The sequence below is a fragment of the Pseudomonas sp. NFACC14 genome (genome assembly GCF_900106885.1).
GTDB lineage: Bacteria > Pseudomonadota > Gammaproteobacteria > Pseudomonadales > Pseudomonadaceae > Aquipseudomonas > Aquipseudomonas fluorescens_AA.
The window spans coordinates 15,435-27,033 of sequence record NZ_FNOA01000040.1 but is presented as its reverse complement, the minus strand read 5'-3'; the positions used below and the strand labels follow the sequence as shown (position 1 = coordinate 27,033).

Below are 11,599 nucleotides of genomic sequence, written 5' to 3'. Positions count from 1 at the left end.
AACGCAGACGCTTTCATTGCCTTCTTGGGGATGGACTTGCGAGTGTCGAAATCAGGACAAAAAGACGGGCGCCGCAGCTTGAGTAAACGAGGCGACCCGGAAGTTCGTCGGCTGTTACACAATGCCGCCATGTCGGCTAGCCGCACGTCTGCCTGGAAAGGCTTCTATGAAAAGCAAAGAGCTCGTGGTTTCACTACCACTCAGGCGTTGGTAATGCTGGCTCGCAAGCTGGCTCGGATCGTATTCGCTCTGCTGAAAGAGCAAAGCGAATACCAACCCAAAGCGGCTTGAGGGCTTCCCCTCAACCATAGAATCTCCCACAGGGTTTTGCCTCGGCATATCCATTTGCGACACACCCCGACAGCGCCTTTTGCCCCTGCTTGCAGCTTGGCGCTTAAAACGCGCCGTTGCATTTACCCAATCCCGCCATCCTTGTAGGGCGATCCCTACCCCGACTCTTCCATCCGGCTGAGGCGATTCTCTCCTGCGCCCCGATTTGCGCGGACCCCAGGGTCCACTAGGCTTGATCCACAAGCAGTCATCAAAACAAAAGGTGCGGGTATGAGCCAGGTCGATTCAAGCGCGGGGGCCAGCGATGTGCTGGTCAGCTTTCGTGGTGTGCAGAAGAGCTACGACGGCGAGAACCTGATCGTCAAAGACCTCAACCTGGACATTCGCAAAGGCGAATTCCTGACCCTGCTCGGGCCTTCCGGCTCCGGCAAGACCACCAGCCTGATGATGCTCGCCGGGTTTGAAACCCCAACCGCCGGCGAGATCCTGCTGGCCGGGCGCTCGATCAATAATGTGCCGCCGCACAAGCGCGACATCGGCATGGTGTTCCAGAACTACGCCTTGTTCCCCCACATGACCGTCGCCGAGAACCTTGCGTTCCCGCTGACTGTGCGAGGCCTGAACAAGAGCGACGTGAGCGATCGGGTCAAGCGTGTCCTGAGCATGGTCCAGTTGGACAGCTTCGCCCAGCGCTACCCGGCGCAATTGTCCGGCGGCCAGCAGCAACGGGTGGCCCTGGCCCGGGCGCTGGTGTTCGAGCCGCAGTTGGTGCTGATGGACGAACCCCTGGGGGCGCTGGACAAGCAATTGCGTGAACACATGCAGATGGAAATCAAGCACCTGCACCAGCGCCTTGGCGTGACCGTGGTCTACGTGACCCACGACCAGGGCGAAGCCTTGACCATGTCCGACCGCGTGGCGGTGTTCCACCAGGGCGAAATCCAGCAGATCGCCCCACCGCGCACCCTGTACGAAGAGCCGAAAAACACTTTCGTCGCCAACTTCATCGGTGAAAACAACCGTCTCAACGGTCGCCTGCACAGCCACACCGGCGATCGTTGCCTGGTGGAGTTGGCGCGCGGCGAGAAAGTCGAGGCCCTGGCGGTGAATGTCGGTCAGCCCGGCGAGCCGGTGACCCTGTCGATCCGTCCGGAGCGGGTGAGCCTCAACGGTGTCAGCGAACAATGTGTCAACCGCTTCTCAGGGAGGGTGGCGGAATTCATCTATCTGGGCGACCACGTCCGGGTTCGCCTGGAAGTCTGCGGCAAGAACGACTTCTTCGTGAAGCAACCGATTGCCGAGCTCGATCCCGCGCTCGCCGTCGGCGACGTGGTTCCGCTTGGCTGGCAAGTCGAGCATGTGCGTGCGCTCGATCCCCTTCTAGAGGCGAATTGATCGCCCCCTGCTGTACCAACACCAACCCTGCACGTGGAGAGAACAATAAATGTTGAGATCCCTGAAGTTCACAGCCCTGACACTGGGCATGATGGGTGCGGCAAGCGCGATGGCGGCGGGCCCGGACCTGACCGTGGTGTCTTTCGGCGGGGCGAACAAGGCGGCTCAGGTCAAAGCCTTCTACGCACCGTGGGAAGCGGCCGGCAACGGCAAGATCGTGGCTGGCGAGTACAACGGCGAAATGGCCAAGGTCAAGGCCATGGTCGATACCAAGAGCGTTTCCTGGGATTTGGTGGAAGTCGAGTCTCCGGAATTGTCCCGTGGTTGTGACGAAGACATGTTCGAGCAACTGGACCCGGCCCTGTTCGGCAAGACCGAAGACTACGTCAAGGGCGCCATCCAGCCTTGCGGCGTAGGTTTCTTCGTGTGGTCGACCGTGCTGGCTTACAACGCCGACAAACTCAAGACTGCGCCGACCAGCTGGGCAGACTTCTGGGACACCAAGCAATTCCCGGGCAAGCGCGGCCTGCGCAAAGGCGCCAAGTACACCCTGGAATTCGCCCTGATGGCCGACGGCGTAGCGCCGAAAGACGTCTACAAAGTGCTGGCCGGCAAGGATGGCCAGGACCGTGCGTTCAAGAAGCTCGACGAGCTCAAGCCGAATATCCAGTGGTGGGAAGCCGGCGCCCAGCCGCCGCAGTACCTGGCTTCCGGTGACGTGGTCATGAGCTCGGCCTACAACGGCCGGATCGCTGCGGTACAGAAAGAAAGCAACCTGAAAGTGGTGTGGAACGGCGGTATCTACGACTTCGACGCCTGGGCCATCCCGCGCGGCCTGGACAAGACCCGCGCCGAAGCGGCGAAGAAATTCATCGCCTTCTCGGTTGCACCGCAGCAGCAGAAGACCTACTCGGAAAACATCGCCTACGGTCCGGCCAATACCCAGGCTGTGCCGTTGCTGGCCAAGGATGTCCTGAAAGACATGCCGACCACCCCGGAAAACATCGCCAACCAGGTGCAGATCGACGTCAGCTTCTGGGCTGACAACGGTGAGCAACTGGAGCAACGCTTCAACTCCTGGGCGGCCAAATAACCCGACGGTCTGAAGCTGGATGAGATCCCTGTGGGAGCGAGCTTGCTCGCGATAGCGGTTTGTCAGGCACATCAATGTTGAATGTGCCGTAGCCATCGCGAGCAAGCTCGCTCCCACAGGTTCTTGCTCCAATCGGGTGTTTCAAAAGAACAGAGGCGGCCCGCCGCCCCTGTAACGATAAAAAGATTTGCGGAGTTCGCCATGGCCATCGCCGTTCCACTGAACGCGGGCACCAGCCCCACCCTCAAGCAACGGCTCAAGCGCGCCGAGCGGGTCAACCGCTGGAAGGCCCAGGCCTTGATCGCGCCGCTGGTGCTGTTTCTGTTGCTGGTGTTCCTGGTGCCGATCGTGGCGCTGCTGTTCAAAAGCGTCAGCAACCCGGAAGTGGTGGGCGCCATGCCACGCACGGTCGCTGCCGTCGCGGCCTGGGACGGACGCGGTTTGCCGGGCGAGCCGGTGTACAAGGCTGCCAGTGAAGACCTGGCCGAAGCCCGCAAGAATCAGACCCTGGGCGACTTGTCCAAGCGCCTGAACATGGAACTGGCCGGCTATCGCAGCCTGCTGACCAAGACTGCTCGGGCGTTGCCGTTTGCCACCGAGCCGGCGTCCTATAAAGAAGCCATGGAAAACCTCGATGAGCGTTGGGGCGATCCGGCGTACTGGCAGGTGGTCCGCCGTAACACCAGTAACGTCACCCCGTACTACCTGCTGGCGGCCGTCGACCACCGCATCGATGACCTGGGGGAACTGGCCCCGGCGACTCCCGACCAGGCGATTTACCTGGATATTTTCACCCGTACCTTCTGGATGGGCCTGGTCATCACCGCGATCTGCCTGGTGCTGGCCTATCCGCTGGCCTACCTGCTGGCGAACCTGCCGTCGCGCCAAAGCAACCTGTTGATGATCCTGGTGTTGCTACCGTTCTGGACCTCGATCCTGGTGCGCGTCGCCGCGTGGATCGTGCTGCTGCAGTCGGGCGGCCTGATCAACAGTGGCCTGATGGCCATGGGCATCATCGATAAGCCCCTGGAACTGGTGTTCAACCGCACCGGTGTCTACATCTCCATGGTCCATATCCTGCTGCCGTTCATGATCCTGCCGATCTACAGCGTGATGAAGGGCATCTCGCCCACCTACATGCGGGCGGCGATTTCCCTGGGCTGCCATCCGTTCGCCAGTTTCTGGCGGGTGTATTTCCCGCAGACCTATGCCGGTGTCGGCGCCGGTTGCCTGTTGGTGTTCATCCTCGCCATCGGCTACTACATCACGCCGGCGCTGCTGGGCAGCCCGAACGACCAGATGGTCAGCTATTTCGTCGCGTTCTACACCAACACCAGTATCAACTGGGGCATGGCCACGGCGCTCGGCGGGCTGCTGTTGCTGGCGACCGTCGTGCTTTACCTGATTTACAACCGGCTGGTGGGCGCCAGTCGCCTGCGCCTGAGCTAAGGGGAGATCGAAATGCTGAGTCCTTACATGTCTCCCGTCGAACGGGTGTGGTTCTACACCTTGCGCACGCTCTGCGGGCTGATCCTGTTGTTCCTGATCCTGCCGGTGCTGGTGATCATTCCGCTGTCGTTCAACTCCGGCAGTTTCCTGGTGTACCCGCTGCAAGGTTTCTCGCTGCAGTGGTACCACGATTTCTTCGCCTCGGCCGAATGGATGCGGGCGCTCAAGAACAGCATCATCGTGGCCCCGGCGGCGACGTTGCTGGCGATGATCTTTGGCACACTGGCCGCCATCGGCCTGACTCGCGGTGACTTCCCGGGCAAGGCGCTGGTGATGGCCCTGGTGATTTCGCCCATGGTAGTGCCGGTGGTGATCATCGGCGTGGCCAGCTACCTGTTCTTCGCACCGCTGGGGATGGGCAACAGTTTCCTCTCGCTGATCGTGGTCCACGCCGTGCTGGGTGTACCGTTCGTCATCATCACGGTGTCGGCGACCTTGCAGGGGTTCAATCACAACCTGGTCCGCGCCGCCGCCAGCCTCGGGGCTTCGCCGCTGACGGCGTTTCGTCGGGTGACCCTGCCGTTGATCGCCCCGGGCGTGATATCCGGGGCCCTGTTCGCCTTCGCGACGTCGTTCGATGAAGTGGTGGTGACCCTGTTCCTGGCCGGTCCCGAGCAGGCGACGTTGCCCCGGCAGATGTTCAGCGGCATTCGCGAAAACCTCAGCCCCACCATCGCCGCGGCGGCGACGCTGCTGATTGCCTTCTCGGTGATCCTGCTGCTGACCCTGGAGTGGTTGCGTGGGCGTAGCGAGAAGTTGCGCACTGCCCAGGTCTGAAGGTCAGCGTCGTCCAAATGTGGGAGCGAGCTTGCTCGCGATAGCGCACTGACATTCAGCATCAATGTTGAATGTTCCACCGCTATCGCGAGCAAGCTCGCTCCCACAGGGTTTCTCATTGCATTCATAAGCTGAATGGCAGACAACCCTCAATACCGAGCTATTCTTGTGCCAGCCCACACTCGAACAAGAGGCCGCGCACATGAGTCTTTCCTCATTCAAGATCGCCCATAAACTGATCACCGGTGCCGCTGCCATCGAGCAACTGGCCGCCGAGTTGACGCGCCTGGACGTCGACAACCCGCTGATCGTGACCGATGCGGCGTTGGTCCAGTCCGGCACTGTGGAGCTGGCCCTGCAACATCTGGGCGGACGCGACTACGAGATTTTCGACCGGGTCATGCCGGACCCGGAAATCGCCATCGTCGAGGATTGCATGCAAGCCTACCGCGACGGTGGTCATGATGGCCTGATCGGACTGGGCGGCGGCAGTGCCATCGACATTGCCAAGTGCGTGGGCGTCTATGCCGGGTACCACGGCGAGTTGCAAGATATGTTCGGCGTCGATCAGGTGCCGCGCAAAGGCCCACCCATGATTGCCATCCCCACCACCGCTGGTACCGGTTCGGAAGTCACCAACGTGGCGATCCTTTCCGACAAGGCCGCGCAGCTGAAAAAAGGCATCGTCAGCGATTTTCTGTTGCCGGACGTGGCGCTGGTCAGCCCACAGATGACCCTCACGTGCCCCCGTGGCGTAACGGCTTCCAGTGGTGTCGACGCGCTGGTCCATGCCATCGAGGCCTACCTGTCGCTCAATGCTTCGCCGATCACCGATGCCCTGGCTATCGGCGCGGTCAAGCTGATCAGCAAGGCCTTGCCCAAGGCCTACGCCAACCCCGCCCATCTGCAAGCCCGCGAGGACATGGCCACCGCCAGCCTGATGGCCGGCATGGCCTTCGGCAATGCCGGGGTTGGCGCGGTGCACGCGCTGGCCTATCCGTTAGGTGGGCGCTTTCACGTTTCTCACGGCGTCGCCAATGCATTGTTGCTGCCGTATGTCATGGCGTGGAACAAAATGGCGTGCGTCGAGCGCATGCGTGACATCGCCGAAGCCATGGGGATCAGGACTGGCCATCTGAGCGATATAGAGGCCGCCGACGAAGCCGTGGAGGCCATGGTCGCCTTGTGCGCCGCCGTGGAAATCCCCAAGGGCCTGAGCACCCTGGGCGTGACCGAGGACGTGATTCCGTCCATGGCCCTGGAGGCCGTGGGGATCGAGCGGCTGATGCGCAACAACCCACGCAAGCTGACCGCCAGCGACATCGAGAAGATCTACCGCGCGGCGTATTGATCGACGGTCACGGTGGGCGCGCCAAATCTTGAGGTATACAATGCGCGCCATCGTGATTTCGCTCAAAAAAGGTGCATCATGCAGCCCTTCGCTATTGCTCCGTCGATTCTCTCCGCCGACTTCGCCCGCCTGGGCGAGGAAGTGGACAACGTTCTGGCCGCCGGGGCCGACATCGTGCACTTCGATGTCATGGACAACCACTACGTACCCAACCTGACCATCGGCCCGATGGTCTGCGCGGCGCTGCGCAAGTACGGCATCACCGCGCCGATCGACGCGCACCTGATGGTCAGCCCGGTGGACCGGATCGTCGGTGACTTCATCGAAGCCGGTGCCACCTACATCACCTTCCACCCAGAAGCCACGCTGCACATCGACCGCTCCTTGCAGTTGATCCGCGAGGGCGGTTGCAAGGCCGGCCTGGTGTTCAACCCGGCGACGCCCCTGGACGTGCTCAAGTACGTGATGGACAAGGTCGACATGATCCTGCTGATGAGCGTCAACCCCGGCTTCGGCGGCCAGAAGTTCATCCCGGGTACCCTCGACAAGTTGCGCGAAGCCCGGGCGCTGATCGATGCCTCGGGACGTGACATCCGCCTGGAAATCGACGGTGGCGTGAACGTGAACAATATCCGTGAAATCGCCGCGGCCGGCGCCGACACGTTCGTCGCGGGCTCGGCGATCTTCAACGCCCCCGATTACAACGAGGTGATTGCAAAAATGCGCGCCGAACTGGCCCTAGCGCGCCCATGAGCGGCTTCGAGCAGCTGTTCCCCGGCACTTTGCCGCGCCTGGTGATGTTCGACCTCGATGGCACATTGATCGATTCGCTTCCAGATCTCGCGGCTGCCGTGGACCACATGCTGCTCGCGCTCGGACGTCCACCCGCTGGCCTTGACGCGGTGCGCCAGTGGGTTGGCAATGGCACTCCAACACTGGTGCGCCGAGCCCTGGCCAATCACATCGATGCCCAAGGTGTCGATGACGCCGAGGCCGAGCGGGCGTTGGCATTGTTCAACGAGGCCTACGAAGGCAGCCACGAATTGACCGTGGTCTATCCCGGCGTGCGTTCCACCCTCAAGTGGTTACAGAAGCAAGGCGTGGAAATGGCGCTGATTACCAATAAGCCGGAACGCTTTGTCGCGCCTTTGCTGGATCAGATGAAGATTGGTCGCTATTTTCGCTGGATCATCGGTGGCGACACCTTGCCGCAGCGAAAACCCGATCCGGCGGCGCTGTTTTTTGTCATGAAAATGGCGAATATCCCAGCCTCTCAATCGTTGTTTGTCGGTGACTCGGTCATCGACGTGCAAGCGGCAAAAGCAGCGGGCGTAAAATGCGTGGGGTTGAGCTATGGATACAACCCTGGACGGCCCATCGCCGAAGAGTGTCCTGCTCTAGTCATCGACGATTTGCGCCTGCTAATTCCCGGTTGCCTGGACCCGGCCGCTGAGATAACGTTGCCCGACGCTGTTCAATCCTCTTCTGGAAGCGCCATCGTGGTGGTCACTCGCAAACTCTGGATGAAAGTCATGAAGGCCCTGGCCCGCTGGCGTTGGCGCGCCTGACGTGATCCTGGCCGGTTATCCGGCGCGTTTGCATACCTGACTGTCAGCTCCTCTTGCCACGAGGCACCCCATGATCCGTGAAGAATTCCTGCGTCTAGCCGCTGCCGGCTACAACCGCATCCCCCTTGCCTGCGAAACCCTGGCCGACTTCGACACGCCGCTGTCGATCTACCTCAAGCTGGCCGACCAGCCCAACTCCTACCTGCTCGAATCGGTACAGGGCGGGGAAAAGTGGGGCCGTTATTCCATCATCGGCCTGCCGTGCCGTACGGTGCTGCGGGTCCATGACCATCGCATCAGCGTGACCCACGACGGCGTCGAAATCGAAAACCTCGACGTCGAAGACCCGCTGGCATTCGTCGAAACCTTCAAGGCCCGCTACAACGTGCCGACCATTCCCGGCCTGCCGCGTTTCAACGGTGGCCTGGTGGGGTATTTCGGCTACGACTGCGTGCGCTACGTGGAAAAACGCCTGGGCACCTGCCCGAACCCCGATCCCCTGGGCGTGCCGGATATCTTGCTGATGGTCTCCGACGCCGTCGTGGTCTTCGATAACCTCGCCGGCAAGATGCACGCCATCGTCCTGGCCGACCCGTCCCGGGAAGATGCCTACGAGCAAGGTCAGAAAAGCCTGCAGGCGCTGTTGGAAAAACTCCGTCAGCCGATCACGCCGCGTCCCGGCCTGGATTTCAGCAAGCAGTCGGCGGCCGACCCGGTGTTCCGTTCCAGCTTCACCCAGGACGATTACGAACGAGCCGTCGATACCATCAAGGAATACATCCTGGCGGGCGACTGCATGCAGGTGGTGCCGTCGCAACGGATGTCCATCGACTTCAAAGCCGCGCCCATCGATCTCTACCGGGCGCTGCGCTGCTTCAACCCGACGCCCTACATGTACTTCTTCAACTTCGGCGACTTCCATGTCGTCGGCAGTTCGCCAGAAGTGCTGGTGCGGGTCGAAGACAACCTGATCACCGTGCGACCGATCGCCGGCACCCGCCCCCGTGGTGCCACGGAGGAGGCCGACCGGGCGCTGGAAGAGGACCTGCTGTCGGACGACAAGGAGATCGCCGAGCACCTGATGCTGATCGATCTTGGGCGCAACGATACCGGGCGGGTCTCGGAAATCGGGTCGGTGAAACTCACCGAGAAGATGGTCATCGAGCGCTATTCCAACGTGATGCACATCGTCTCCAACGTCACCGGCCAATTGAAGGCCGGGCTGACGGCCATGGATGCCTTGCGGGCGATCCTGCCGGCGGGCACCTTGTCCGGCGCGCCGAAAATCCGCGCGATGGAAATCATCGACGAACTGGAGCCGGTCAAGCGGGGGGTGTACGGCGGGGCCGTGGGTTATTTCGCCTGGAACGGCAACATGGACACCGCGATTGCCATCCGCACCGCGGTCATCAAGAACGGCGAACTGCACGTGCAGGCCGGCGGCGGAATCGTCGCCGACTCGGTGCCAGCGTTGGAATGGGAAGAAACCCTGAACAAACGCCGGGCGATGTTCCGCGCCGTGGCGCTGGCCGAGCAGACCTCGAACGACTGAAGGCCTCCAATAGCTGTGGCGGCTCGATCAACATGTGGGAGCGAGCTTGCTCGCGATGAGGCCGTCACATTCAACCCATGGGTCGACTGACAGTCCGCTATCGCGAGCAAGCTCGCTCCCACAGGCTCTCTCCGATCAGAAGTCCAGGCTGACGCCCAGGCTCACCCCTTGCTGGGTCAGGTCATCATCCTTGCGCAACGTATAACCGCCTCGCAGCGCCAGGTCGTTGGTCAACTTGTGGCTGACCCCCAGGCTCAGGCGGTTCAGGTGGCTCTGCGGCGTGTAGCCTTCCAGCGTGAAGTCGTTGGCGGGCAGGCTGTTGAGGGCGATGTTGACCTTTTGCGTGTCGTCTTCGTACTCGCGCTCGTGGGCATATTCGCCAAACACCTGGGTCTGCCGGGTGATGTTGTATTTGCCCTGCAAGCCAATGCCCAGGCGTTTCGAGTCGCGGGTCTGGTCATCGAAGGTCAGGGCCGTGGAGCGGTTGCTCTTTTCCGAGTAGCCATCGACTTCCACCTTCGCATAGTCAGCGCTGATAAACGGCGAGAGGTGCCATTCGCTGCCCGGCTGGGCAATGTCGTAGCCCACCCGCGTACTGAATGCCCAGAGATGGCCGTCGGTGTCGCCTTTCTCTTGCGCTTCGTTGACGCCCAGGTCGAACTTGCGTTCCAGGCTGTCGTAGTCGAGCTTGCCGCCAGTCAGTGCCGCATCGGCCCACCAGCGGTTTTGCTGGAACTGGGCGAAGGCGGTGGCCAGGTAGCTGTTGAGCTTGTATTTCGAGTCGTTGTGGCCTGCTTCCATGTCCTGGCGGTAGAGACCGGCGGCGACACCTACGCGCCAAGCCTCGTTGAGGCGATAGCTGCCGCCGACGTTGAGGCTGTAGCCGCTGCCATCGGCGCTGGCGCCGCTGCCCTGGCTGTCCATGTCCAAATGTTGGCCGCCACCTGCCACGATGGCTCGCCACTGGCCGACCGCCTGCCAATCCTCCCAGTCCGATTGCCACTGGCTGCGCAACTCATCCTGGTGGGCACGCAGGGTCGAGTGGGCCATTTCCGGCAGCAAGGTCAGTTCCCAGGGCGCCGCGAGCAGCGAATAGGCGTAGTCGGCGATCAGCTTTTGCCCGGTTTCGGTTGGATGGACCGCGTCGTTGTAGATCAGCTTGCTGGGATCTGGCGTGGCACTGTTGATGCCATAGGTGGCGTTTTCCGTGCAGCCGTTGCCGCTAAAGCAGGTGGCGGTCAGGTTCTCCCCGGTGGCGAGGCCGAATCTCGCCGGATCGGCGAAGCTTTCCTTCAGCAGAAGCGGAATATTCAGCGGAATGATTTCGGCGTCGATGCCTTGCAGGCGCGAGATCAATTGCTGGTTGAACTGATTGCCCAACTGCGAAAAGGTGTCTTGCAAGGGGCCGCCGTTGAGGGCCGGCGTCAGGCCCAGGTCGGGCAACAGCCAGACCATCACATAGCGGGCACCGGCCGTCTGCAGCACCTGGACGCTGTCGGCCAGGCGGTCTGCGGCGGCGTTCGCTTGTGCGGTGTTCAATACCCGGCCTTGAAGGAAGTCGTTACCGCCACCGGAAAGGTAATACAGCGCATTCGGATCGGCCCGCAGGCCATTGGATTGCAGATAGCCGGGACGGCTGCGTTCGCCGGTGTCGGATACACCGGTGATCGATTCGAGGATCTGGTCGGTACGATAACCGCCCACCGCCCAGTTATTGCCGTCTGCCAGCCCTTGGTCGGCGCGGACCGCCGAGGTGGAGGCGGCGGTCTCGTCGGCGGAATAGCCCAGGCGCCCACCGAGCAGTTGGGTGGAGTTGGCCGAATAGGCTTCACCGCTGCCGTCCGTGTAGATCGGACCGGTTCGGTTGGTATAGCGCTCGGTCGAGCCGGGCGGGCCATTCGGGTCGGCGAACTGGCCTGCGTCATTGAGGCTGTCGCCGAACACAATGAATTTGGAGTACGGGTTGGGGGCGGCGCTCGCCTGGGCGCAGGCCATGGCCAGCAGGCAACCGGCAATCGGTACGAACAACGTCTTTTTGATCATGGGAAAGTCCGTTTTTATCT

The 11,599-nt window shown here is 61.7% G+C and carries 10 protein-coding genes; 9 read left to right on the top strand and 1 reads right to left on the bottom strand.

Annotated features, from left to right (window positions below):
• From BLU85_RS29715 to trpE, 9 genes are all read left to right on the top strand, one after another.
• The coding region (locus BLU85_RS29715) for a transposase (protein WP_139212821.1) at positions 1 to 291 on the top strand (291 nt) is incomplete at its 5' end.
• A 270-nt stretch (positions 292 to 561) separates the two neighbouring features.
• The gene (locus tag BLU85_RS29710) at positions 562 to 1,686 is read left to right on the top strand and encodes an ABC transporter ATP-binding protein (protein WP_072342484.1); all 1,125 of its coding nucleotides are present in this window, start codon (positions 562 to 564) and stop codon (positions 1,684 to 1,686) included.
• Between the two features lie 49 nt (positions 1,687 to 1,735).
• The gene (locus BLU85_RS29705; protein ID WP_042730717.1) at positions 1,736 to 2,779 is read left to right on the top strand and encodes an ABC transporter substrate-binding protein; all 1,044 of its coding nucleotides are present in this window, start codon (positions 1,736 to 1,738) and stop codon (positions 2,777 to 2,779) included.
• A 201-nt stretch (positions 2,780 to 2,980) separates the two neighbouring features.
• Positions 2,981 to 4,228 (top strand): ABC transporter permease, encoded by a 1,248-nt coding sequence (locus BLU85_RS29700; RefSeq protein WP_060740368.1) that lies wholly within the window; start codon positions 2,981 to 2,983, stop codon positions 4,226 to 4,228.
• Positions 4,229 to 4,240: 12 nt separating this feature from the next.
• A complete protein-coding gene (locus BLU85_RS29695; RefSeq protein ID WP_060740369.1) occupies positions 4,241 to 5,065 on the top strand; it encodes an ABC transporter permease in 825 nt (274 codons plus the stop codon).
• Positions 5,066 to 5,267: 202 nt separating this feature from the next.
• A complete protein-coding gene (locus BLU85_RS29685; RefSeq protein ID WP_092205527.1) occupies positions 5,268 to 6,416 on the top strand; it encodes an iron-containing alcohol dehydrogenase in 1,149 nt (382 codons plus the stop codon).
• Positions 6,417 to 6,494: 78 nt separating this feature from the next.
• Complete coding sequence (gene rpe, locus BLU85_RS29680) at positions 6,495 to 7,169, top strand: ribulose-phosphate 3-epimerase (RefSeq protein WP_092169726.1); 675 nt, start codon at positions 6,495 to 6,497, stop codon at positions 7,167 to 7,169.
• Positions 7,166 to 7,984, top strand: coding sequence for a phosphoglycolate phosphatase (locus BLU85_RS29675; protein WP_092205526.1), 819 nt, complete (start codon positions 7,166 to 7,168; stop codon positions 7,982 to 7,984). Before rpe ends, BLU85_RS29675 begins: the two co-directional genes overlap by 4 nt.
• A 70-nt stretch (positions 7,985 to 8,054) precedes the next feature.
• On the top strand, positions 8,055 to 9,536 hold the full coding sequence (gene trpE, locus BLU85_RS29670; protein ID WP_092205525.1) for an anthranilate synthase component I: 1,482 nt from the start codon (positions 8,055 to 8,057) through the stop codon (positions 9,534 to 9,536).
• 135 nt (positions 9,537 to 9,671) lie between these two features.
• Here trpE and estP read toward each other — a convergent pair whose 3' ends face one another.
• The gene (gene estP, locus BLU85_RS29665; protein WP_092205524.1) at positions 9,672 to 11,579 is read right to left on the bottom strand and encodes an esterase EstP; all 1,908 of its coding nucleotides are present in this window, start codon (positions 11,577 to 11,579) and stop codon (positions 9,672 to 9,674) included.
• Positions 11,580 to 11,599 lie beyond the last annotated feature (20 nt).

Coding starts and splice junctions, on each gene's coding strand:
- BLU85_RS29710 (WP_072342484.1), top strand. CDS start 562: ATGAGCCAGGTCGATTCAAGCGCGGGGGCCAGCGATGTGCTGGTCAGC.
- BLU85_RS29695 (WP_060740369.1), top strand. CDS start 4,241: ATGCTGAGTCCTTACATGTCTCCCGTCGAACGGGTGTGGTTCTACACC.
- estP (WP_092205524.1), bottom strand. CDS start 11,579: ATGATCAAAAAGACGTTGTTCGTACCGATTGCCGGTTGCCTGCTGGCC.
- BLU85_RS29675 (WP_092205526.1), top strand. CDS start 7,166: ATGAGCGGCTTCGAGCAGCTGTTCCCCGGCACTTTGCCGCGCCTGGTG.
- BLU85_RS29685 (WP_092205527.1), top strand. CDS start 5,268: ATGAGTCTTTCCTCATTCAAGATCGCCCATAAACTGATCACCGGTGCC.
- trpE (WP_092205525.1), top strand. CDS start 8,055: ATGATCCGTGAAGAATTCCTGCGTCTAGCCGCTGCCGGCTACAACCGC.
- BLU85_RS29705 (WP_042730717.1), top strand. CDS start 1,736: ATGTTGAGATCCCTGAAGTTCACAGCCCTGACACTGGGCATGATGGGT.
- rpe (WP_092169726.1), top strand. CDS start 6,495: ATGCAGCCCTTCGCTATTGCTCCGTCGATTCTCTCCGCCGACTTCGCC.
- BLU85_RS29700 (WP_060740368.1), top strand. CDS start 2,981: ATGGCCATCGCCGTTCCACTGAACGCGGGCACCAGCCCCACCCTCAAG.